Source organism: Amycolatopsis sp. NPDC101161, assembly GCF_044768185.1.
Classification (GTDB): domain Bacteria; phylum Actinomycetota; class Actinomycetes; order Mycobacteriales; family Pseudonocardiaceae; genus Amycolatopsis.
The window spans coordinates 209,078-232,119 of record NZ_JBIWPI010000007.1; the positions used below are offsets into that span (position 1 = coordinate 209,078).

Sequence of the window (23,042 nt, forward strand, 5' to 3'; positions counted from 1 at the left end):
CGACCTATACGTCCGCCGTTTCGGCACCTCGACTTCTGACCCGGCTGAGCGCCGAAACCACTGCAGCGACGGCAAAGAGTCCAGCAGCGACACCCGCCGCCACCTGCACCCCCGCGGTGCACGCCGCCCGCGCGGCCGCCGACAACCCCTCCGCCGCGAACTCCCGCGCCGCCGCCTCCGCCTGGACCGGGCCCGCCGTCGCCAGCCGGGCCGCCTGAGCCGGCACTCCCGGCGGTACCACCAGCCGCGCCGCGTACACCGTCGCCGCCAGCGAACCGAACGCCGTCGTGCCCAGGCCCGCGCCCAGCTCGTACCCCGTCTTCTCCACCGCCGCCGCGCCGCCAGCGTGGCCGGGCGGGGCCGCCGACAGCAAGGTGTCCGTGCTCGACGTCAGCGCCAGCGCCATCCCGAACCCGGACCCGACCAGCGCCGCGCCCAGCCACCACGACGTCACCCCGCCCGCCGCCGGCACCGCCAGCGACGACCCCGCCGCCGCGAACCCCGCGGTGCGAACCCGCGCGTTGCCGAACCGGCCGAGCAGCGCCGGCGCCGTCACGCTGCCCACCGCCGACGCCCCGAGCACCAGCAGCAGCCGCGCCGCCGCGGCCGTCGGGGACAGTCCCAGCACCACCTGCAGGTACTGCGCCAGCAGCACCCCGAGCCCCACCAGCGAGCTCATCACCAGCAGCACCCCGCCCACCGCACCCGGCACGCCCGGGCGGCGGAACAAGGCCAGATCCAGCAACGGCGTCGCAGCGGAACGCTGGCGCAGCACGAACTGTCCTAACAGGACACACCCGGCCACGCCGGCGAGAACGCCGCCGCCCGACGGCCCGGCGGCGAACGCGATCCCGAGCACGCCGCCCGCCGCGAGGACGGCGCTGAGCGCGTCCCACGGCCGTCGGCCGGGCGGCGACCGCGGCAGCCAGCGCAGCGCTGCGACCACCGCCACGAGGATCACCGGCGGGTTCACCAGGAACGTCGCCCGCCAGCCCCACGCCTCGACGAGCACCCCGCCCAGCACCGGCCCGAACACCGAGCCCGTCCCGGCGACGCCGCTGCACACCGCGATCGCCGTGCGCCGCCTGCGCTGGTCGGGGAACAGCTCCCGCAGCAGCGACATCGTCACGGGCATGATCATCGCGCCGCCGCAGCCGAGCGCCGCCCGGGCGGCGAGCAGCGCCGGGACGCCCGGGGCGAACGCGCACCCGAGCGACGCCACGCCGAACACCGCGTAGCCGGTGACCAGCACGCGCCGTCGTCCGAAGCGGTCGCCGAGCGTGCCGAACGGCAGCAGCAGCGGCGCCGCCGTGAGCGGGTAGATCGCCACGATCCACACCTGCGCCGCCGCGCCCGGGCGCAGGTCCCGGAGGAGGTCGGGAAGCGCGACGTGCAGCACGGTCGCGTCCACGGCCACCAGGAACAGCCCCGCGCCGAGGACGGCCAGCAGCGGCCGCCTCACAGCAAGCTCGCGAGGTGCCGCGCGACGACGTCGACGTGCGGCGGGTCGACGACCGACAGGTGGTGCGCGGGCACCGGCACGATCTCCAGCCGCGGGCACAGGTCCGCCCAGCCCGCGGCGAGGTCGGAGCGGGAGTAGCGCGGCTCCATGGCCAGTCCGGCGGCGTACGGCTCGGTCGCCCGGTAGAGCACCACGCGGCCGTCGTAGCGACGCGGGACCCCGCGCTCCGCCGCGAGTGTGTCCAAAAAGGACTGGCGTTGGTGCCGCAGGACGCCGGGGCTGAGCAGCCCGGCCTCGGCGACCCGGCGCATGGTGAGCTCGATCTGCTCTTCCTCGGGCAGCGGCGTGAGCTCGTCGTGCCCGAGCCGGACCGGGCGGCCGTACGTGCCTTCGACGTAGCCGGTGAACCGCAGGAACCGCCGCGCCGACGACGCCCGCGGGTCGAGGCCGGGTTCCGGCAGCGGCAGCATGGTGTCGACGAGGGCGACGAGCTCGACGTCTTCGCCTTCGTCGGCGAGCCGGGTCGCGACGCCGTAGGCCAGCGCGCCGCCGAACGACCACCCGGCGAGCCGGTAGGGCCCGCGCGGCAGCCGCGCGCGGACCAGCGGCAGCAGCCGTTCGACGCGGTCCTCGATGCTCGTGCCGGGCACGCGTTCGAAGCCGAGGCACGGCACGGCGGCGGGCAGCCGGTCGAGCAGCGGCCGGTAGACGGTGCACGTGCTGCCGCCGGGGTGGAACAGCAGCAGGGGCGCGGTGCCCGCGTCGCCGGGGGTGAGGACGTGTACCGGGCCGCGGGCTTCGCGCGTGTCGAGGACGGCGCGCGCGACGTCGGCGATGGCGGCGAGGGAGTCGTGCCGCAGCAGGTCGGCGGCGTCGATCGGGGTGTCGAGTTCGGCGGAGAGGTCGGTGGCGAGGAGCCGGGCGAGGCGCTCGTCGAGGTGGACGAGGGGGCCCGGCTCGTCGCCGGTGTGCCGGCGCCAGAGCCGCAGGACGAGGCGGTCGGCGGCGTCCCAGGCGCGGCCGCGGGCGGGGCGGGGGAGTTCGCCGTCGCGGGGAGCGAGGTCCCGGTTGAGGTCGGCGAGGGTGGCGCCGCGCAAGACGGCGGCGGTATCGGGTTCGGCGCCGAGTTCCCGCCGGACGGCTTCGCGGATCCGGTTGGCCATCAGGGAGTCGAGCCCGAGGTCGACGAGCGGGGTGTCGGCATCGAGGCGAGCGGGGGCGAGCCCCATGACCGCGGCGACGATCTCGGTGAGCCGATCGCGCGCGGTGAGGGGTGCGGCAGCGGGTGGCCGGCTGGGGGACTCGGCTGATGCGCCTCCACGGCCGAGCAGCGGTTCGGCCGGTGTGGCGAGCGGGTCCGCGGCGGCCGCCCTGGGGCCAGGCTGCAGCGGAGCGTGTGTGGCGAGCAGGTCCGCGGCGGCGCCCCCATGGCCGGGCCGCCGCCCGGCGGCCGGGTTCGCCACCCGTGCCGTCGCCGGAACATCCGTGTACCAATGCCGTTCGTGCCGCCACGGCATCGGTGGTACGTCCGCCAACCTCGCGCCGTCGTCCGGGGCGCTCACCGTGATGCGCGTTCCCGCGCAGTACAGCTCCGCCGCGGCCGCTCCGAACGCCCGGATCTCGTCCTGTCCCCGGCGCAGCGTGCCCGTCACCACCGCGTCCCGGATGCCCGCCGCCTCCAGGGTGCGCGCCAGGGAGCCGCGCAGGATCGGGTGCGGCGACACCTCGACGAACACCCGGTGCCCGTCCGCGGCCGCCGCCGTCACCGCCTGGCGGAAGCGGACCGGGCGGCGGACGTGCGCCGCCCAGTAGCCCGCGTCGAAGTCCGGCAGCGAGCGCGGGTCCGTCAGCACCGTGTCGTACCACGGCACCAGCGGCCGCCGCCCGCCCAGCTCGGCCAGCGCGTCCCGCAACGAACCCAGGATCGGGTCCACCGAGGACGAATGCCCGGCGACGGACACCGGCAGCCGGCGCGCGGTTCGCCCCGAAGCCGTCAGCGACGCGACCAGCGAGTCCAAAGTGGACGCTTCCCCGGCCACCGTCAGCTGCCCGGGCGCGGAGTCGACGGCCAGCTCCACCCCGCTCGGCAGTTCCGACGGCGTCAGCGGGACGGCGGCCATCGCGCCGCCCGCGCCGAGCGTGCCCAGTAGCCGCGCGCGGGTGGCGACCAGGTGGACGGCCTCGTCGGCGGTCAGCACCCCGCTCACCACGGCCGCGGCCGCCGAGCCCAGCGAGTGCCCGACGACGGCGGCGGGCCGGACGCCGAGCGCCTCCCACCGCGCGGCCAGCGCGACCTGCGTCCCGAAGATCGCCAGCTGGGTTTCGGGCAGCGACAGCCGATCCGAACCGAGCAACGCGCGCAACGACCGTCCACTGTGCTCGGTGAACGGGTCGCCGAGCTTGTCCACCTGTGCCGCGAACACCGCTGAAGCGGCCAGCAGCCCGAGGCCCATGCCGGTCCACTGCGAACCGTGCCCCGAGAACACGAACACCGGCCCCTCGCCCGGCACCGCGGTTCCCGTCGCCGCACCCGCGGGCAGGGGATCGGCGTCGACGGCCCGCAGCAGCGTGGCCAGCTCGGCGGTGTCCCCGGCGACGAACGCCGCCCGGTGCCGCTCGCCGTTGTCACGCCGGAACAACGTGTGCGTGACGTCGGCGAGGGACTGGCCCGGCGCCGAGTCCAGCCAGTCCGCCAGCTGCGTCGCGCGTTCGGCGAGCCGGTCGCGGGTGCGCGCGGACAGCAGGCCGATCCGGACGCCGGGACCGGGAGAAGGGGTACCGATCGGCGCGGCCTCTTCGAGGACGACGTGCGCGTTGGTCCCGCCGAACCCGAACGCCGACGCCCCGGCGGTGGCGCGTCCGGAGTACGACGGCCACGGCGTCGGTTCGGTGACCACCTTCAGCCGCAGGTCGTCGAACGCGATGTGCGGGTTCGGCGCGGTGAAGTGCAGCTGCGGCGGCAGTTCGCCCCGGCTCAGCGCGAGCACGACCTTGATCAGCCCGGCGATCCCGGCGGCCGCCTCCGCGTGCGCGATGTTCGTCTTGACCGACCCGACCAGCAGCGGGGCGCCGGGGGAGCGGCCCGCGCCCAGGACCGCGCCGAGCGCGCCGGCCTCGATCGGGTCGCCGAGCAGGGTGCCGGTCCCGTGCGCCTCCACGTAGTCCACAGTGGACGGATCGAGCCCGGCGCCGCGGTAGGCGTCGCGCAGCATCGCCTGCTGGGCCCCGGGGTTCGGGGCGGCCAGGCCGTTGGAGCGGCCGTCGGAGTTGACCGCCGACGAGCGGATGACGGCGAGCACGCGGTCGCCGTCGACCTCGGCGTCGGCCAGCCGCTTGAGCACGACGACGCCGCAGCCCTCGGCGCGCGCGATGCCGTCCGCGCCGGCCGAGAACGTCTTGCACCGGCCGTCGCCGGCGAGCAGCCCCGCGGCGGCGAACGCGGCTGTCGGCCCGGGCACCAGCATGAGGTTCACCCCGGCGGCCAGCGCCAGGCCGGCTTCACCGTCGCGCAGCGCGCGCACGGCGTGGTGCACCGCGACCAGCGACGACGAGCAGGCCGTGTCCACCGCCATGCTCGGGCCGCGCAGGTCGTAGACGTAGGACAGCCGGTTGGCGGCGATGCTGCCCGCCGCGCCGGTCGCCGTCCACAGGTCCGGGGCGGCACCGGCGAGGGTCAGGTGACCGTAGTCGTGGGTCGAGATCCCGGTGAAGACGCCGGTGCGGCTGCCGCGCAGCGACGCCGGGGCGATGCCGGCGTGCTCGAGCGCGGCCCAGGCGACTTCGAGGAGCATCCGCTGCTGGGGGTCCATGGTCGCGGCTTCGCGCGGGGTGATGCCGAAGTGCTCGGCGTCGAACCCGGCGACGTCGTCGAGGAAGCCGCCGGTGACCGGCGCGGCCTCGGCGTCCCAGCGGCCCGGCGGCGCCGTCCGGACGGCGTCCCGCCCGGTGCGCAGCAGGTCCCAGAACTCCTCGACGCCGTCGGCGCCGGGCCAGCGGCAGCCGAGCCCGACGACGGCGACCGGGTCGGTCCGTCGCCGGTCGGCCGGCGGGGCCTCCGGCTCGTCGCCCGAGGTGAGGCTGCGGACGAGGTGGTCGACGGTCGGGCTTTCCCACAGCAGCGTCGCGGGCAGCCGCGTGCCGACCAGGTCTTCGAGGTCGGCGGCGAGACCGACGGCCTGGCGGGAGGACAGGCCGTAGTCGGCGAGCGGGCGGTCCGGCTCGATGTCGGTGCCGGTGTGTTCGGCGAGCAGCTCCAGGAGCCGGTGGCGCAGGTCGGGGTTTCTCATCGCGCCAGGGCCTTTCGGTAGTCGCCGGCGAGGTAGCGGTCGCGGCAGGCGGCGCGCGCGATCTTGCCGCTGGAGGTGCGCGGCACCCGGCCGGCCGGGACGAGCAGCACGTCCCGCAGGGACAGTCCGTGCGCGTCGGAGACCAGCCGCCGGACCGCGACGGCGAGGGCGCGTTCCGCGTCCTCGGTCAGGGCGTCGTGGGTGCGGTGCTCGGCGACCACGACGACGGATTCGGTGTCGGCACCGGTGACGGCGAAGGCGGCGACGCTGCCGGGGCGGATGGCGGGGTCGGCGGACGCGGCCGTGGCCTCGACGTCCTGGGGGTAGTGGTTGCGGCCGTCGACGATGATGAGGTCCTTGATCCGGCCCGCGATGTACAGCTCGCCGTCGTGGCGGACGCCGAGGTCGCCGGTGCGCAGCCACGGGCCTTCGGGCAGCCCCGGGTGGTCGCCGGCCAGGCGGGCGCCGAAGGTTTCGGTGCTCTCCAACGGCTTTTCCCAGTAGCCCGCGCCGACGTTCGGTCCGTGGACCCAGATTTCGCCGACCTCTCCGTCGGCGAGGGGGACGGCGGTGTTCGGGTCGACGAGGGCGACCTGCTGGCCGGCCGGGACCCCGCACGCGACGAGCCGGACGCCGGTTCCGGCCGGTCGCGCGGTTCCGGTCGCGAGGGCGTCGCGGTCGAACGTCGTGACCTTCGGGGCCGCGGCCGGGCCGGTGGTGACGAAGACGGTCGCCTCGGCGAGGCCGTAGGCGGGGCGCGTCTTCTCGGGCGCGTACCCGGCGGCGGCGAACGTCGTGTGGAAGCGGTCGAGGACGTCGGGGTTGATCGGCTCGGCGCCGTTGACGATCGCCGCGACGGCGCCGAGGCGCAGGCGTTCCGGCTCGCGCACGCGCGTCGCGCAGTAGTGGAAGGCGAAGTTCGGCGCGGCGCTCCACGCGCCCGGGTGGTCGCCGAGCAGTTCGAGCCAGCGGACCGGGCGCTCGATGAAGGCGAGGGGGTCCATCAGCACCGACCGCAGGCCCAGGGCGAGGGGCGTGATCAGCCCGAGGACGAGCCCCATGTCGTGGAACAGCGGGAGCCACGACACCGTGGTGGCCGTTTCCGGGTCGAGGCCGAGGCCGCTCACGACTTGGGCGACGTTGGCGAGCACGGCGGCGTGCGTGAGCACCACGCCGGCCGGGCTGCGGGTCGAACCGGACGTGTACTGCAGGTAGGCCACGTCGTCCGGCGACGCCTCGGGAGCCGGCCACGAGCGCGTGGGACCGGGGCGGTCGGCGGCGATGACCGGGACGGCGCCGTCGAGGAAGTCCGCCACCGCGGCGTGGGCGGCGGTGGTCGTGACGACGGCCGCGGGCGCGCAGTCGTCGAGCACCGCGGCGAGGCGCCCCGCGTGGCCGGGCAGGCCGGGGTCGAACAGCGGCACGGCGATCGCGCCCGCGGCGACGGCGCCGAGGAACCCGGTGACGTAGTCCGTCCCCTGCGGGCAGAGCACGGCCACGCGGTCGCCGGGCCGGACCGGCAGCGCGGCCGCGACGGCGTCGACGCGCTCGGCGAGCCGCCGCCAGGTCAGGCCGCGGCGGCGCCCGGCGGGGTCGGCGGCGAAGTCGAGGAAGGTCACGGCGGGCTCGTCGGGCGTCGCCGCCGCCCAGTGGCGCAGGCAGGCGGTGAGGGTGCCGCCGCCGAGGTGCTGCAGGGACATCGGGGTTCTCCTTGCGGTTTCAGCGGCCCAGCCGCGGGCCCGCGTGCTGCCACGCGGCGACGGCCAGGGTGTCGAGGTCGAGGCCGGTCGCTCCGGCGTCGCGGAGCACGAGCAGCACGTCGTCGGCGGCGATGGCGACGGTGCGCAGGCGCAGCCCGGTGGTCTGGCCGGGCAGGCTCAGGACTTGTTCGTAGGAAACGGTTTCCGCGCCGGGCACGGCGGGCGGGGTGCCGAGGGTGAGCGTCGAGACGGTGGGGAGGTCCCCGTCGTCGACGGTGACCCGGGCGCAGCGACGCGCCTGTGCGGTCCAGGCGGTGAGATCGGTGCGGGTGCGGGCGAGGAGTTCGGACAGCTGCCCGCCGGGGACGGTCGTCTGGAAGCCCCGGGCGGTCACGCGGCCGCCGGGGAGCAGCCGGCCGCGGACGACGGCGGTGCAGCCGTCGTCCTTGTCCGTCGTGGACGGTGCTTCGGGCACGTCGAACTCGGCGCGAGCGGGGGTGCCCGGGATCGCTTCGGCGGGCAGCAGCGCGGCGGGCGGAACCGCCGGCGGCGGTTTCGCGGTGGAGCCGGAAATGGTCGTCGCCGCGGCGGCGGCGATCAGGAGGACGGGCAGAAAACGAATTTTGGCAGCCATGGGCATCCCTTTCGGGAGCGTTCTCGAGGGGTTCGCGGTCCCCGCACTGGGACCCTTCGGCGGGGAGGCGTCCGTGGACGGCCGAGCCGGGCGGCAGGGGAAGGCTACGACAGGTAATCGGTTACCGGAAGGGCCTCAAGATTGCGTAAACGTACGGTGTGTACCCGGCGTGACCTGCGTAATGGCTGGTTACTCATGAGTCAACCCCGGCGGTGTGGCACGGGCGTCCGACTTTGGTCACCCTCGGTGGTCGCCGACCCACCCTGATGGGGGAGTTCGTTTGCCTCCCATTCACATTGTCCGGCACTGGACAATTGCGTTTTCGTTTCCCGCTCCGCTAGCTTGGCCGCACACCCGACACGTTTTCGGGTGATCGCCGTCACTTTCCCGGGAAAGGAAAACGCATGCGCATATCCGCGAGGTGGCTGCGGTGCGCCGCGGTGCTGCTCGCCGTGGCGGGCACGCTGCCCGGCACGGCCGCCCGGGCCGCGACGGGCGGGCCGGACGCCCGCGCCGACGACGGGTCGCACGTCGTCGCCGAGTCCATTTTGGACGGAGACGCGCGGGTGCTCGACCTGACCGTGCGCTCGACCGGCGTCGGCGGCTACGCGATGGTGCGGCTGATCCTGCCGCGGGACTGGGCCGCCGAACCGGAGCGGAAGTGGCCCGCCGTCTACCTGCTCGCGGGCGAGACGCGGCTGCAGGACTACCGCGGCTGGAGTGCCAACACCGACGTCCGCCGCCTCGCCGACGACGCGGACGTCCTCGTCGTCATGCCGGGCGCGGGCCCGGCCGGGTTCTTCACCGACTGGTGGAACTACGGCAAGGACATCGCGCTCAACCAGTGGGAGACGTTCACCGCCGTCGAGCTGCCGCAGCTGGTCGACCGCGGCTACCGCGGGGACGGTCGGCGCGCGGCGGCCGGGCTGTCGCTGGGCGGCTACGGCGCGATCGAGCTCGCGGCGCGCCGGCCGGGCGTGTTCCGCTACGCCGCGTCGTACAGCGGGAACCTCAACCCGGCCGGCCCGACCGGCGAGCTGCTGACCGACGCGATCGTCGCGTCGGCGCACCTCGACCCCGAAGCGCTGTGGGGCGACCGCCGTCGCGAATCGGCGCGCTGGGAGGCGCACGACCCGGTCGTGAACGCCGACCGGCTGCGCGGCACGGAGCTGTACCTGTCCGCGGGCAACGGCCTGCCGGGCCCGCTCGACGCGCAGCTCCCGGTCGACGTGCTGCCCGGGGCGATGCTGCTGGAGTTCCTGTGCGGCGGCCAGACCACGGCGATGGCCGGCCGGCTGCGCGCGCTCGGCGTCCCGGTGACGGCGGACCTCTACGGGCCGGGCACCCACCAGTGGGCGTACTGGCAGGAAGAGCTGCACAAGACGTGGCCGCGGATGCTGGCGGTGGTGACGTCGTGAAACCGTCCTATGTGGTCACCGGGGCTTCGAGCGGGATCGGCCGCGCGTGCGTGGCGGAGCTGGTCCGCCGCGGCGCGCACGTGTGGGCGAGCGTGCGCACGGACGGGGACGAGAAGGAGCTGGACCGCGCGTACGGCGACGCGGTGAGCGTGCTGCGGATGGACTTGCGGGACGCGGAGTCGATCGCCGAGTGCGGCGCGCGGGTCGCGGCGGCGGGCCCGGTGCGGGGGCTGGTGAACAATGCCGGCCTCGCTCGGCCGGGACCGCTGGAGTACGTGCCGCTGGCGGCGTTCCGCGAGCAGCTGGACGTGAACGTGACGGGCCAGCTCGCGGTGACCCGCGCGATGCTGCCGGCGCTGCGGATCGCCCCGGTGGCGAGGGTGGTGACGGTCGGCTCGATCGGCGGCCGGATCGCGGGGCCGATGGTCGGGCCGTACCACACGTCGAAGTTCGCGCTGGTGGGCTTGACGGACAGCCTCCGCGCGGAGCTGGCCCCGGAGGGGATCGAGGTGATCCTGGTCGAGCCGGGCGCGGTGGCGACGGCGATCTGGTCCCGAGCGCGAGAGGCGGCGGAGGAGGTGCGCGCGACGCTGCCGCCGGCGGGCCTCGAGAGGTACGGCGAGCAGCTGGCGGCGGCGGAACGGAGTGCGTCGCGGTCGGCGCGGACGGGCGTACCGCCTCGGCGAGCCGCGGAGGTGGTGGTGCGCGCGTTGACGACCCGCCGTCCGGCGCCGAGATACCTGGTGGGTACGGACGCGCGCCTGGCGGCGGTGCTGGCGAGCTTGCCGTTCCGCTGGCGATACCGCTTGACGGCGGCGAAGCGATGACGGCGGACAAGCAGGTTGCGCGGGCGGCGGGGTGTCGGATTCCCCAGCGGCGGATTCCACCTGCGGCGACGAGGCTCAGCCACCCACACCCTCACCGCGCGGCGGTGGAGCGATGAGCCGCCGGGTCGTCATCATCGCGCCCGGGTCGCGCGGGGACGTCCAACCCTGCGTCGCGCTCGGGCGGGGGCTCGCCGCCGATGGCGACCAGGTCCGCATCCTCGCCGCTCCCGCCTTCGAACCCCTCGTCACCGCGCACGGCCTCGGCTTCGGACCCCTGTCGGCGGATCCCGGCGAAGTGCTCACCTCGACCGCCGGCCAGGCCTGGACCGCCGGACGTCGCCCGCTCGCGTTCCTCACCGGCCTCCGCGAGGTCCTCCGGCCGGTCCTCGACCGCTTGCTCGCCGACGTCCACGCCGGCACGAAAACCGCCGATCTCGTGCTCGCGCCGACCCTCGGTTTCCTGGGCACCCACCTCCCCGTCCCGAACGTCGAACTCCACTACCAGCCCGGCATCCCCACGCGTGCCTTCCCGCATCCGCTCCTCCCGTGGGCCGCGAAGCTGGGACCGTGGGGCCGTCACCTCAGCTTCACCGCCGTGGACGCGCTGGCCGGGCACCTCCTGCGTCCCGAACTCGACCGCTGGCGCGCAGAAACCCTCGGCCTCTCCGGGAAACGACCGCGCCGGGATTCCCCGGTCCTTTGCGGCTTTTCCGAGGCCGTCGTCCCGCGGCCACCCGACTGGCCGGCCCGGGTCCACGTCACCGGCTACTGGTTCCTCGACGCCGACCCCGGCTGGCGCCCGGACCCGCGGCTGCGCGACTTCCTCGCCGCCGGACCGCCGCCGGTGTACGTCGGCTTCGGCAGCATGCGCGCGACCGAGGAGACTTTCGTCCTCGCGCGCACCGCCTTGCGGCGCGCCGGCCTGCGCGGTCTGCTCGGCACCGACGCGGACTTCTCCGACGACGATCTGCTGGCCGTCACCGACGTCCCGCACGACTGGCTGTTCCCGCGCAGCGCCGCTGTGGTCCACCACGGCGGCGCCGGAACGACCGCGGCCGGGCTCCGGGCCGGCGTCCCGGCGCTCGTGTGCCCGGTCTTCGCCGACCAGCCCTACTGGGGCGACCGCGTGTACCGGCTCGGCGCGGGACCCCGCCCACTCGGCGACCTGGCCGGTCTGCCGGCGAAGCTGAAGGAGCTGACCGGCAATCCGCTCTTCCGCCGGGGCGCGCAGTACGTCGCAGCGCGGCTGCGCCGCGAGAACGGCGTCGCCCACGCTTGCTCGGTCCTGCGCGAGGTCTAGGAGCCGGCCCGCTCGACGGCCTTAACCAGCGCTCGCAGCGCGGCCACCTCCGCGGCCAGGGCCCGCCGTCCGGCCGGGCTGATGGTGAGCCACGTCCGGGGCCGCTTGCCCTCGTACCCCTTTTCGACGTCGATCAGGCCGGCTTCGTCGAGGATCGTGATGTGCCGGGACAGGTTGCCCGCCGTCATGTCCAGGGTCCGGCGCAGGTACCCGAAGTCGACCTGGCCGGCTTCGGCGGTGATCGTCAGGATGCCGAGCCGGTGCCGCTGGTGGACGGTCTCGTCCAGGCCCGCCGCCGGGTGCTCGCTCACGCGCGGGCCCGCCGCTCGTGCCACGCCGCGAAGACGCCGCCCGCGAGCAGCACCAGCCCCGGCAGCACGGTCGTGACCGACGCCGAGACGTTGGCCAGCAGCGTCGCGGCCGCGAAGAGCCCACTGACCACGCCGAGCACCCGGCTGCGCTCCAGCCACGCCAGCCCCACCAGGCCGAGCGCGATCGTGACGAGCGGGGCGTCCGGCCGGACGGGCGCGAACCACAGGTCGAGCATCGCGAGGGCGACGAACCCGAAGACCATCGCGGTGGCGGTCGTGCGTCGTGGCCGCAACCACAGCAGCGCGCCAAGCGCGAGATCGCGAGCACGCCGACCAGCCCGACGGCGAGAGGTAGCTGCGGACCGGTGTCCGCACGCCGCTGCACGTGCCGCGGTGACCAGGACCCCCCCGACCATGGCGACCAGCCCGTAGAGCTGCAGCGGCGTGCCGAACCGGAGGATCCCGACTTCGAAGCGGCGCGGATCGTCGCCCGCCCAGCACGAGCATCGCGAACAGGAACAGCGGCGGCACGTACGCGTGCCGGTCGGCCCGGATGGGGGCAAACCGGCCCGAACCGGGAGCCGCTCTGCGATCATGAAGCCGTGAAGCCACGCCGCTGGAACCCCGATACCGTCGCGCCGCCGCTGGGCCGCTACAGCCACCTGGCGGAGGTCCCTGCCGGGCACCGGCTGGTCTTCCTCGCGGGACAGCTCGGCGTCGGACCCGACGGCACCCTCGCCGGCCCCGGCGCCGAACCGCAGGCGACGCAGATCTTCGCCAACCTCGGCGCTCTCCTCGCCGCCGAAGGGGCCGGGCCGGAGCACCTCGTCAAGCTGCTGACCCTCGTCGCGGGCACCGAACACCTGGACGGCTACCGCGCCGCGCAGGCCGAAGCCTTCGCGAACTGGTTCCCCGACGGCGACTACCCGGCTCAGACCCTCGCCGTCGTCGCGGGCCTCGCGCGTCCGGAGTACGCCGTGGAGGTCGAGGCGGTCGCCGCGGTGCCCGCTTAGGCGAAGATCGCCAGCGCGAGCCCGGTGCCGGTGATCAGCGCGCACGCCGCGACCGTCGTGCGCCGGTAGTGCAGGATCAGCGCCGCGAACTCGCGCAGGAGCGCGCTCGGCAGGAAGTACCGCGCGGTCGGCGCGCCCGTCGCGTCGAAGGGCAGGCCCAGCCGTCGGCACTCGACGGCCGTGCGAAAGACGTGGTAGTTGCTCGTCACCGCCAGCACGCGGTGCGGCCGCACCCCATCGGGCAGCAGGTCGGCGGAGAACCGGAGGTTCTCCTCGGTCGTCGTCGCGCGGTCCTCGCGGCGGATCCGGTCGGCCGGGATCCCGCGGGCGCGTAAGTACTCTTCCATCGCCGCGGCTTCCGTCATCGTCTCGCCGGAACCCTGCCCGCCCGACACCACCAGCAGCGGGGGAGCCGCTTCGCGCTCGTACAGGCGGATCGCGCGGTCGAGGCGGGCGGCCAGCAGCGGCGTCACGCGCTCGCCCGCCAGTCCGCAGCCCAGGACGATGATCGCTTCGACGCCCGTGCGGCGCCGCAGCCTGCCGTACAGGATCGAGTACCCGAGCAGGGACGCGAACAGGAACCCGAAGTAGCACGCGAGCACCGCAGCGGTCGTGACCAGCGCCGAGCCCCACCGCCCGAGGGGCACGAAGAACAGCCCTTCGAGCACGAGCATGCCGACGCCGAGGACGAATGAGAGCAGGTTCGCCGGACTCCGGCCCTCGCGCCGGACCATCCGGACGCCGTTGCCGATCAGCGCGGCCGGCAGCACCACCGCGACGAGCACCGCGACCGCGGCCACCAGCACGCCCAGCACCGGGGTGAGCCACTCCAGGTGCAGGGCCGCGCGCAGCAGCCACAACCCGGTCATCAGGAGCGCGATGCCGAGCCAGACGGCGTTGCCGAGCCGGCGCGGTTCGCGGGCCAGCCGGACCGCGAACACCAGCAGCGCCACGGCGGCGCAGCCGGGCAGCACGGCCTCCGTGACGCTCACCCGGCCCTCCCCACCTCCCGCGAAGAGGCCAACGTAGAGCACGCGGACCCGGCGGCCGCCCACCGGGTCCGCGTCCCGTCAGGCCTTGTGCTGCATGCTGGACCGCGCCGGGTTGCCCTGCTCGGCGGCCTTCGGGTCCTTCTCGTCCTGCTTGGCGCGGACCCCGGATTCGATCCGGTCGCCGAGGTCCTTGTCGACGTTGCGCCAGTACTCGAACGCCCGCGTCAGCACCGGCTCGGACACGCCGTTGAGCAGGTGCCCGACGATGTTGTCGACCAGCCGGCCACGCTGCGCGTCGTCCAGCACCTCGCGGACCATCGTCCCGGCCTGGCCCCAGTCGTCGTCGTCCTCGCGCAGCGTGTACGCCGTCCGGACCATGTCGCCGTCGGTGTGCCAGCCCGCCGGCTGCCCGTACCGGGCGACGTCGGCCTGCGGGCCGCCCTTCGAGTTCGGCGCGTACACCGGGTCGGACACCTTCGTGTACCGCATCGCGCCGTCCTTGCTGTAGCTGTGCACCGGCGCGACGGGTGCGTTGACCGGCAGCTGCTTGTAGTTCGCGCCGATCCGGTAGCGGTGGGCGTCCGGGTAGGAGAACAGGCGGCCGAGCAGCATCTTGTCCGGGCTCGCCCCGATCCCCGGCACCAGGTTGCTCGGCTCGAACGCGGCCTGCTCGATTTCGGTGTGGTGGTCGGTCGGGTTGCGGTCGAGCGTCATGCGGCCGACGTCGATCAGCGGGTAGTCGCCGTGCGGCCACACCTTCGTCAGGTCGAACGGGTTGAAGCGGTAGGTCTTGGCGTCCTCGAACGGCATGACCTGGACCTTCAGCGTCCAGCTCGGGTGGTCGCCGCGCTCGATCGCCTCGTACAGGTCCCGGGTGTGGTAGTCGGTGTCGGCCGAGGCCATCTGGTCGGCTTCGTCCTGCGTGAAGCACTCGACGCCCTGGTCGGTCTTGAAGTGGTACTTCACCCAGAAGCGTTCACCCGCGGCGTTGACCCACATGTAGGTGTGCGAGCTGTAGCCGTTCATGTGCCGCCACGTGCGCGGGATGCCGCGGTCGCCCATCAGCCACGTGACCTGGTGCGCCGACTCCGGCGACAGCGTCCAGAAGTCCCACTGCATGTCGTGGTCGCGCAGGTTGTTGTCCGCGCGGCGCTTCTGCGACCGGATGAAGTGCTGGAACTTCAGCGGGTCCCGGATGAAGAAGACCGGGGTGTTGTTGCCGACCATGTCGTAGTTGCCTTCGCTGGTGTAGAACTTCACCGCGAAGCCGCGCGGGTCGCGCCAGGTGTCGGGGCTGCCGCGCTCGCCGGCGACGGTGGAGAACCGGATCAGCAGGTCGGTCTTCGTACCCGGCTGGAACACCGCCGCCTTGGTGTAGGCGCTGACGTCACCGGTCGTCTCGAACCGCCCGAACGCGCCGCTGCCCTTCGCGTGCGGCTGCCGTTCGGGGACGCGTTCGCGGTTGAACTGCGCCATCTGTTCGATGAGGTAGTTGTCGTGCAGCAGGATCGGGCCGTCGGGCCCGACGGTGAGGGAGTGCTCGTCGCTCTCGACCGGGATTCCGGCGTCGGTGGTGGTCGGTTCCGTCATGACACCCCACCGTGCGCGCTTTTCTGGATCTGGTCAAGTGCTCGGATGGCGTGTTTGACCGGCCGGAAAACGGGTACGGGCCGAGGTTTCTGGCATGGTTGGGGGGTGAGTGAGCGACCGGCTTTCGTGCTGCACGAGCACTGGCGCCCGCGGCACCACTTCGACCTCCGGCTCGAGGAGAACGGCGTGCTGCGCTCGTGGGCCGTCCCGCGCGGGCTCCCGCCGGACGCGCGCGGCAACCGGCTCGCGGTCGCCGTGCCGGACCACGAACTCGACCACCTCGCGTACGAAGACGACACGAAGAAGGTCGCGGACACCGGCTGGTGGGAGGAGCACGACCGGACGGACAAGCGCATCCTGTTCACGTTGCACGGCCGGGAGGGCGCGGTCCGCTACGCGCTGATCCGCACCGACCGCGACTGGCTGCTGCACCGCACCCGCGACCAGCCGGGAGACGCCGATGCGCGCTGAAGTCCTGTCCGCGACGCCCACGCTCTTCCGCGACGACCTCGCGCTCGACGAAGGCGCGAACACCGCGTTGCTGACCTGGCTGCACGGGCGCGTCGACGGCGTCTTCGTCGCCGGGACGACGGGCGAGTTCCCCGCTCTCGACCGGGCCGAACGCCGGACGCTCGCCGGGCTCGCCCTCGACGTGTTCGGACCGGACCGCACGATCGTGCACGTCGGCGCGGCGAGCACGCGGGAAGCCCTGCTGCTGACCGAGGACGCTCTGGCCGCGGGCGCGACCCGGCTGGCCGTGATCACGCCGTACTACCTCCCCGTGGACGCCGACGCGGTCCGCCGGCACTTCGCCGCGGTCCGGGACGCCGCCGGGGACGCCGACGTCTACGGCTACCTCTTCCCGGACCGCACCGGCGTGACGCTCTCCCCGGCGGAGTTCGCCGCGACGGGCCTGCGCGGCGGCAAGCTGTCCGGTGCGGCGGCGGCCCGGTTCGCCGACTTCCGCGCGGCGCTGCCGGGCGCGCGGTTCTGGTCGGGCGCCGACACCGCCGTCGCGGCGGTCGCCCGGGCCGGCGGAGCGGGGGTGGTGTCCGGCTTGTCGTCGGCGTTCCCGGAACCGTTCGTGGACCTGGCGGCCGCGGTGGAGGCCGGGGACATCGAAGGCGAACGCGCCGCCCAGGCCCGCGCCGACGCCGTCCGGGCCGCGCTGGGTGGCACGGTCGAAGGGATCAAGGAAGCGGTCCGGCTGCGGGGCTTCGGCAACGGCGTGCTGCGGATGCCGGCTCCGGCGGCGCCGGCCGAGCGGATCGCGGCCTACGCCCGGAGCTGAGCCCCCGCGCGCATCGCGCGGTGCGCCCAGTGACCCAGCACCGCGAGCAGCGCGATCTCCAGCACCATCATCAACCGCTCCACCAGGCCGGTCGCCACCGTCGGGAGGTGGCCGCCGAGGACGACGTTCACCGCGAACGGCACGATGAACGGCAGGTAGAACGGGATCGCCGCCAGCGCCAGCCGCCGCGACCACGTCGCGAAGCGCCGCCAACGCGGGTCGTCGCGGTGCCGGCGCCCCAGCGCCCAGCCCACGATCGGCAGGCTCAGGCACGTCACGGCGGAGGCGTACAGGTGGATCTTGCCCGTCGCCGTGATGGCGCCACCCTGCGGATCCTTCGCGAAGACGGCGACGGCCAGCAGGCTCACGCACCACAGGGCCTTCGCCGCCACCAGCGCCGGGTTGGCCAGCAGGCCCCGCCGGTACAGCGCCACCAGCAGCAGCGCCGAGCCGGTGCTGGTGAGCAGGAGCGCGCCGTCCCACATCCAGCGGCCGGGGCTGAGCGCGTAGTCGCTGAGCATCGTGCTCACGGGGTTCAGCGGGGCGAGCTGCCGGTCGAGGTGCAGCACCGCCAGCAGGACGACGGCGCCGGCGAAAGCGGCCAGGGCGCCCGGCACGAGCAGCCGGGCACGGAGGCGGGGACGGACGGGTGCGGGGTACAGCATGTAGTGGGACACTCCCGGGCGGCTCGGCTGGTTCAAGCGGAGCCGCGGACGCTACCCGTGACCGTTCCGTGATCAACGCGCGACACGCCCGAGATGTGACCCGGGCCACAGATCAGTGGTCGCCGTCCTGCGGGATCTCGGCCGAGTCCGTCAGCCGCAGCTTGCGCCGCGCCCGCTGGTAGAACGTCGTCATCCCGAGCCGGACGACCCGCGCCGCGCTGGGCCGGGCGCGCAGGTCGAGGCGGTCGCCGGGGGAGACGTACCCCTGGACCTGGCCGTCGACCTCCACCGCCAGCCGGCCGCTGGTCGGCAGCAGCTCCAGCGTCACCTCGTCGTGCACCGACAGCACCACGCCCCGGCTGTACGCGGAGTGCGGCGCCGCGGGCGTGACCAGCAGCGCTTCGACCGACGGGCTGGTGATCGGGCCGCCGGCGGAGAAGCTGTACGCCGTCGACCCGGTCGGGGTCGCGACGACCACCGCGTCGGCCGAGTAGCTCACGAACGGCTGGCCGCCGACGCGGACCGCGACCACCGCGCTGCCGTCGCCCGGCACGCGGACCACGGCGATGTCGTTGAACGCCGTGATCTTCCGCCCCTCCAGCACCGCGTCCACCGCCAGCCGCGGCTCCACCGTGAACTGGTGGTCGTCGATGGCCGAGAGCGCGCCGGGCAGGTCCGGCACGTCGACCTCGGCGAGGAAGCCCAGCTTGCCGAGGTTGACCCCGAGCACCGGCGCGCGCTGGCCGTCGGCCAGCCGCATGGCCCGCAGCATCGTGCCGTCGCCGCCGAGGCTGACGACCAGGTCGGACCGGCGGCCGAGCTCCTCGGCCGTCACCCCGATCGCCGCGCAGTTCAGGCGGACGATCTCGTCGGCGATGCCGAGGATCTCGATGTTCCGGTTGCCCGCCCAGCCGAGCACGGCCTCGACGGCGGCCGCGGAGTCGCGGCGGGGGTGCAGCACGAGTCCCGCGGAGTGCATGTCAGCGGCCCCGGACGGGCGGAGTGCAGAGCGTCATGCGGTCAGTCTGCCCGCTCCCGCCCGCCGTCGCGAGAACCGCAGCGCGCCGTCGTCGATCCGGCCGTGCCGGAGCTTGACGACGTCGTGCGCGTAGCTCATGCCCAGCGTCCACGGCGCCCGCGACCCGGCCTTCGGGAACTCGTCGATCGACCGCAGCACGTAGCCGGCGTCGAAGTCGAGCAGCGGCCGCTCGGTGACCGCCGGGTCGTCGTTGACCGGCACGCACTGGTCGTAGCCACCGCGGTCGAGGTGGCGCAGCAGCCGCACGACGTACTCGCCGACGAGGTCGGCCTTGAGCGTCCACGACGCGTTCGTGTAGCCGATCGTGAACGCGAAGTTCGGCACGCCGCTGAGCATCATCCCCTTGTACGCCATGGTTTCCGGCAGCTTGACGGGGTCGCCGTCGACGACCAGGTCGATGCCGCCGAAGGCCAGCAGCCGCAGCCCGGTGGCGGTGACGACGACGTCGGCGGGCAGCTCGTCGCCCGATTCGAGCCGGATGCCGGTCTCGGTGAAGGACGCGATCCGGTCGGTGACGACGGAGGCGTCGCCGCGCTTGATGGACCGGAACAGGTCGCCGTCCGGCACCAGGCACAACCGCTGGTCCCACGGCTGGTAACGCGGCTTGAAGTGGGTGTCCACGGCGTACCCGGGCGGCAGCTGCTTCATCGCGGCCTTGCGGATCATCGCCTTGACCACCCCGGGGCGGCGCCGGCTGAGCTGGTAGATCAGCGTGCTGACGGCGACGTTCTTCCAGCGCGCGATGGGGTAGGCCAGCTTCGCGCCGAGCAGCCCGCGCAGCCGGTTGGCCAGCGCGTCCTCCGACGGCAGCGACAGGATGTAGGTGGGGGAGCGCTGCAGCATCGTCACGTGCTCGGCGCGGTCGGTCATCGCCGGCACGAGCGTCACGGCGGTCGCGCCGCTGCCGATCACGACGACCTTCTTGCCGGCGTAGTCGAGGTCCTCGGGCCAGTGCTGCGGGTGCACGACCGTGCCGCCGAAGGTCTCGAGGCCCGGGAACTCCGGGGTGTGGCCGCCGGCGTAGTCGTAGTAGCCGCTGCACAGGTAGAGGAACTTCGCGGTGAACTGCACGGGTTCGCCGTCGTGCGTCGCCTCGACCGTCCACAGTGCGTCCTCTGTGGACCATTCCGCCCGGACGACCTTGTGCCCGAACCGGATGTGCCGGTCGATGCCCGCCTCGGTGGCGGTGTCGCGGACGTACTGCAGGATCGACGGGCCGTCGGCGATGGCCTTCTCGCTGGTCCACGGCCGGAACCTGTAGCCCAGGGTCTGCATGTCCGAATCGGACCGGACGCCGGGGTACCGGAAGAGGTCCCACGTGCCGCCGATGGCGTCGCGGGCCTCCAGGATCGCGTACGTCTTGTGCGGGAACGCCGTCCGCAGGTGGTGGGCCGCGCCGACGCCGGACAGCCCGGCGCCGACGATCAGGACTTCGACGTGCTCGGTCATCGGACGGCCTCCGTCCGCCGCGGGCGCCTCATCACGCGCGAGAGCACGGCGTTGTAGTGGGTGGGGGTGATGCGGGCGAGCGCGTCGAACAGGTAGGCGTCCGGGCCGACCAGGATGCGGGCCTTGCCGCGGTCGACGCCGGCGTGGATGATCGCCGCGGCCTTGTCCGGCGAGGTCATGGTCATGGCCTCGAACTGGGCGGCCATCTCCTCGCGGGTGCGGCCCATCCCGGTGGGGTCGCGGCGCACCCGGGCGTTGCGCGCGATGTTCGTCGTGATGCCGCCCGGGTGCACGGTGATCGCGCGGACGGCGGACCCGTGCAGCTCCTGCCGCAGCGACTCGGTGAAGCCGCGGACGGCGAACTTCGCCGCGCAGTACGCGCTCTGGTTCGGCATGCCGAGCAGGCCGAAGACGCTGGAGGTGTTGACGATCGCGCCTTCGCCCTGGCCGACGAGGATCGGCAGGAACGCGCGGGTGCCGTGCACGACGCCGCGGAAGTTGATGTCGTGCAGCCAGTCGTCGTCCTCGATCACCGCGTCGAGGACGCTGGAGGTGACCGCGACCCCGGCGTTGTTGAACACCGCGGCCAGCGGCGCGGGGAGCCAGTCCTCGACCTCGGCGGCGAACTTCAGCTGATCTTCGGCGTCGCGGACGTCGAGCACGCGGGTCAGCACCCGGCCGTGCAGGGCGGCCGCGGTGGCCTTGAGGCCGTCTTCGTCGACGTCGGCCAGGGCGACGGGCGAGCCGAGCCGGGACAGCCGGGTGGCGAGCGCCCGGCCGATCCCGGAGGCCGCGCCGGTGATCACCACCGGCCGGCCGGTGAGGCTACGGGGCCGTGACATCGCTGCTCCTCGCGTGCTTGTCGATGAGGTCGAGGATCGTGGGCCACGCGCCCTCGGGCAGGTCGTGGCCCATGCCCGGCACGGTTTCCCGGCGAGCGCCGGGAATCGCGCGGGCGGTGGCGGCGCCGCCGGTCGGGTGGACCATCCGGTCGCGGTCGCCGTGGATCACCAGCGTCGGCGCGGTGATCTTCCGCAGCAGCGGGGTCCGGTTGCCGGACTTCATGATCGCGGCGAGCTGGCGGCCCACGCCGCCCGCCGTCGGGTCGCGGTCCCAGCCGGTCCCGGCCAGCTCGCGGACCCGGGCCTCGTCGAACGGGAAGCCGTGGGAGCCGATGTGCCGGAACATCCGGACGGCGCTCTCGACCGCCTCTTCGCGGGACTTCGGCGGCTTCCCGCCCATCATCCGCAACGTCGAGAACGCGGGGCGGCCGAGCAGGCGCGACCCGGTCGTCGACATGATCGACGTCAGCGTGCGGATCCGGGGCGGGTGCAGCGCCGCGACGGTCTGGGAGATCATGCCGCCCATGGAGACGCCCGCGATGTGGGCGGTCTCGAAGTCCAGGGCGTCGAACAGGCCGATGGTGTCGGCGGCCATGTCCGTCAAGTCGTACTGCTGCGCGGGGAACCGGCCCGCGAGCATGCCGGGCAGGCTCGGCGGCCGGAACCGCGGGTGGGTCGAACGGCCGGCGTCGCGGTTGTCGAACCGGACGACCTCGAAGCCCCGGTCGGCGAGCTGCGCGCAGAAGGCGTCCGGCCAGCTGTGCAGCTGCTGGCCCAGGCCGGCGACGAGGACGAGGGGCTCGGCGCCGGCGTCCCCGATCCGTTCGTAGGCCAGGGAAATGCCCCGGCCGACGTCGGCGATCTGTTCGGTCACTGCTCTCCTCCGGTCGTTCGGCGGCGCACGACCGCGCGGCCGCCCTTGGCGGGGGCGTAGGCCACGCCCCGCGAATGCCAGCGTTCGTCGGGTTCGGCGGTCGGGACCAGCGTGAAGTCCCGCAGCAGCGTCCGCAGCACGACGGTCATCTCCATGGTCGCGAAGGCGGCGCCGAGGCAGCGGCGGGTGCCGCCGCCGAACGGGATCCATTGGTAGAGGTCCGGGCGCCCGCCTTCGAACCGGTGCGGGTCGAAGGTCTTCGCGCGCGGGAAGACGGCGTCGTCGTCGTGGATCAGCGCGATGCTGACGAGCACCGCGTACCCCTGCGGCAGCGTCCAGCGGCCGAGCCGGAAGCCGTCCTGCTTGACCTGGCGGGCGGTGAGGTCGATGACCGGGCGCGTGCGCTGGACCTCGAGGATCGTGGCGTCGAGGAGCTTGCCGTCGTCGTTCTGCAGCTCTTCGAGCACTGTTGGGTGCCGTCGGAGGCGTTCGACGGCCCAGGCGAGCGTGGTCGCCGTCGTCTCGTGGCCGGCGGTGAGCAGCGTGAGCAGCTGGTCGGCGATCTCGTCGCGGGTGAGCCCGGACCCGTCGTCGTAGCGGGTCTGCAGCATCATCGAGAGGACGTCGTCTTTTTCTTCGGCGCGGGCCCTGGCGATGAGCCGGTCGACGATCGCGTCGTACTCGCGGCGCATCCGTTCGAAGCGGCGCCACGGGTTGAAGCGGCCCTTCTTGGAGATCGGCGCGACGGCCAGCCGCGAGCCGAGCGTGACGAACGGCGGCAGCAGCTCGCGCAGCTCGGCGAACTCGGCCCCTTCGGCGCCGAACACCGCGCGCAGGATGGCGTTGAGCGTGATCCGCATCATCGACGGCAGGGTGGCGAACTCGTGTCCGTCCGGCCAGCTCTCGAGTTCGCGAACGGTTTCTTCTTCGACGATCCGCTCGTACGCCGCCAGCCGCTTTCCGTGGAAGGGCGGGACCAGGAGCTTGCGCTGCCGTTTGTGCTCGTCGCCGGAGAGGGCGAACATCGAGTGCGGCCCGAGCACGCGGCCGAGGTTGACCTCCAGGTTGTCGACGAGGTCCGGGCCCGAGGTGAACAGCTGCTTGATCTCGGCGGGGTCGCTGAGCACGACGGCGCGGCCGAAGATCGGCACGTTGACGGTGAAGGCGTCCCCGTAGCGCTCTTTGAGCCGCCGCATGCCCCGCAGCGGTTGCGTGAGTGCGTAGACGCCCTGGACGGCGCGGGGCGCGGTCGGTCCCGGCGGCAGCGTCACCGCGCTTGTCATGGTCGTCATCGACCCTCCCGAAAGCTGGTACGCGAGCGTACCGTCGGTACGGTACGCCGGTGTACC

The 23,042-nt window shown here is 73.9% G+C and carries 20 protein-coding genes; 6 read left to right on the forward strand and 14 right to left on the reverse strand.

The features are described 5' to 3' along the window. Positions 1-4: 4 nt before the first annotated feature. The 4 genes from ACIRSS_RS43745 to ACIRSS_RS43760 are packed head-to-tail and all read right to left on the reverse strand — an operon-like array spanning position 5 to position 8,082. On the reverse strand, positions 5-1,462 hold the full coding sequence (locus ACIRSS_RS43745) for an MFS transporter (RefSeq protein WP_400906400.1): 1,458 nt from the start codon (positions 1,460-1,462) through the stop codon (positions 5-7). Beyond that, positions 1,459-5,748, reverse strand: a complete 4,290-nt coding sequence (locus ACIRSS_RS43750) for a beta-ketoacyl synthase N-terminal-like domain-containing protein (RefSeq protein ID WP_400906403.1) — start codon at positions 5,746-5,748, stop codon at positions 1,459-1,461. The genes ACIRSS_RS43745 and ACIRSS_RS43750 overlap by 4 nt, the downstream gene beginning before the upstream one ends. Further along, on the reverse strand, positions 5,745-7,448 hold the full coding sequence (locus tag ACIRSS_RS43755; protein WP_400906405.1) for a fatty acyl-AMP ligase: 1,704 nt from the start codon (positions 7,446-7,448) through the stop codon (positions 5,745-5,747). Before ACIRSS_RS43755 ends, ACIRSS_RS43750 begins: the two co-directional genes overlap by 4 nt. A 19-nt stretch (positions 7,449-7,467) precedes the next feature. Then, complete coding sequence (locus ACIRSS_RS43760) at positions 7,468-8,082, reverse strand: hypothetical protein (protein ID WP_400906408.1); 615 nt, start codon at positions 8,080-8,082, stop codon at positions 7,468-7,470. A 404-nt stretch (positions 8,083-8,486) separates the two neighbouring features. On the opposite strand from ACIRSS_RS43760, the gene ACIRSS_RS43765 reads away from it, so the two are divergent. From ACIRSS_RS43765 to ACIRSS_RS43775, 3 genes are all read left to right on the forward strand, one after another. Beyond that, entirely contained in the window at positions 8,487-9,500 is a 1,014-nt protein-coding gene (locus ACIRSS_RS43765) for an alpha/beta hydrolase (RefSeq protein ID WP_400906409.1), read from the forward strand. Next, positions 9,467-10,327 (forward strand): SDR family NAD(P)-dependent oxidoreductase, encoded by an 861-nt coding sequence (locus tag ACIRSS_RS43770; protein WP_400906412.1) that lies wholly within the window; start codon positions 9,467-9,469, stop codon positions 10,325-10,327. The genes ACIRSS_RS43765 and ACIRSS_RS43770 overlap by 34 nt, the downstream gene beginning before the upstream one ends. Before the next feature lie 112 nt (positions 10,328-10,439). Beyond that, the gene (locus tag ACIRSS_RS43775) at positions 10,440-11,627 is read left to right on the forward strand and encodes a glycosyltransferase (protein WP_400906414.1); all 1,188 of its coding nucleotides are present in this window, start codon (positions 10,440-10,442) and stop codon (positions 11,625-11,627) included. On the opposite strand, the gene ACIRSS_RS43780 is transcribed toward ACIRSS_RS43775, so the two are convergent. Next, the gene (locus ACIRSS_RS43780; RefSeq protein ID WP_400906417.1) at positions 11,624-11,938 is read right to left on the reverse strand and encodes a transcriptional regulator; all 315 of its coding nucleotides are present in this window, start codon (positions 11,936-11,938) and stop codon (positions 11,624-11,626) included. The two genes, ACIRSS_RS43775 and ACIRSS_RS43780, sit on opposite strands and share 4 nt — an antisense overlap. Continuing rightward, complete coding sequence (locus ACIRSS_RS43785; RefSeq protein WP_400906419.1) at positions 11,935-12,231, reverse strand: hypothetical protein; 297 nt, start codon at positions 12,229-12,231, stop codon at positions 11,935-11,937. Before ACIRSS_RS43785 ends, ACIRSS_RS43780 begins: the two co-directional genes overlap by 4 nt. A gap of 309 nt (positions 12,232-12,540) precedes the next feature. On the opposite strand from ACIRSS_RS43785, the gene ACIRSS_RS43790 reads away from it, so the two are divergent. Continuing rightward, complete coding sequence (locus tag ACIRSS_RS43790; protein WP_400906423.1) at positions 12,541-12,951, forward strand: RidA family protein; 411 nt, start codon at positions 12,541-12,543, stop codon at positions 12,949-12,951. Here ACIRSS_RS43790 and ACIRSS_RS43795 read toward each other — a convergent pair. Next, entirely contained in the window at positions 12,948-13,943 is a 996-nt protein-coding gene (locus ACIRSS_RS43795) for a YdcF family protein (RefSeq protein ID WP_400906426.1), read from the reverse strand. The two genes, ACIRSS_RS43790 and ACIRSS_RS43795, sit on opposite strands and share 4 nt — an antisense overlap. A 78-nt stretch (positions 13,944-14,021) precedes the next feature. Next, positions 14,022-15,533, reverse strand: coding sequence for a catalase (locus ACIRSS_RS43800; protein WP_400906429.1), 1,512 nt, complete (start codon positions 15,531-15,533; stop codon positions 14,022-14,024). 105 nt (positions 15,534-15,638) lie between these two features. Between ACIRSS_RS43800 and ACIRSS_RS43805 the strand changes: the two genes are divergently transcribed. After that, complete coding sequence (locus tag ACIRSS_RS43805) at positions 15,639-16,004, forward strand: DNA polymerase ligase N-terminal domain-containing protein (protein ID WP_400906431.1); 366 nt, start codon at positions 15,639-15,641, stop codon at positions 16,002-16,004. Beyond that, a complete protein-coding gene (locus ACIRSS_RS43810) occupies positions 15,994-16,824 on the forward strand; it encodes a dihydrodipicolinate synthase family protein (protein ID WP_400906433.1) in 831 nt (276 codons plus the stop codon). The genes ACIRSS_RS43805 and ACIRSS_RS43810 overlap by 11 nt, the downstream gene beginning before the upstream one ends. On the opposite strand, the gene ACIRSS_RS43815 is transcribed toward ACIRSS_RS43810, so the two are convergent. From ACIRSS_RS43815 to ACIRSS_RS43840, 6 genes are all read right to left on the reverse strand, one after another. Beyond that, a complete protein-coding gene (locus ACIRSS_RS43815) occupies positions 16,809-17,489 on the reverse strand; it encodes a DUF998 domain-containing protein (RefSeq protein WP_400906436.1) in 681 nt (226 codons plus the stop codon). The genes ACIRSS_RS43810 and ACIRSS_RS43815 overlap by 16 nt on opposite strands. A gap of 112 nt (positions 17,490-17,601) precedes the next feature. Then, positions 17,602-18,468 carry an NAD(+)/NADH kinase gene (locus ACIRSS_RS43820; protein WP_400906439.1) on the reverse strand — a complete coding sequence of 289 codons (867 nt, stop codon included), beginning with the start codon at positions 18,466-18,468 and terminating at the stop codon, positions 17,602-17,604. Positions 18,469-18,501: 33 nt separating this feature from the next. Then, a complete protein-coding gene (locus ACIRSS_RS43825) occupies positions 18,502-19,977 on the reverse strand; it encodes a flavin-containing monooxygenase (protein WP_400906443.1) in 1,476 nt (491 codons plus the stop codon). Next, entirely contained in the window at positions 19,974-20,819 is an 846-nt protein-coding gene (locus ACIRSS_RS43830) for an SDR family NAD(P)-dependent oxidoreductase (protein ID WP_400906445.1), read from the reverse strand. The genes ACIRSS_RS43825 and ACIRSS_RS43830 overlap by 4 nt, the downstream gene beginning before the upstream one ends. After that, positions 20,803-21,693 (reverse strand): alpha/beta fold hydrolase, encoded by an 891-nt coding sequence (locus ACIRSS_RS43835; RefSeq protein WP_400906448.1) that lies wholly within the window; start codon positions 21,691-21,693, stop codon positions 20,803-20,805. The genes ACIRSS_RS43830 and ACIRSS_RS43835 overlap by 17 nt, the downstream gene beginning before the upstream one ends. Then, positions 21,690-22,985: a cytochrome P450 gene (locus ACIRSS_RS43840; RefSeq protein ID WP_400906451.1), complete on the reverse strand. Its 1,296-nt coding sequence runs from the start codon at positions 22,983-22,985 to the stop codon at positions 21,690-21,692. The genes ACIRSS_RS43835 and ACIRSS_RS43840 overlap by 4 nt, the downstream gene beginning before the upstream one ends. Positions 22,986-23,042 lie beyond the last annotated feature (57 nt).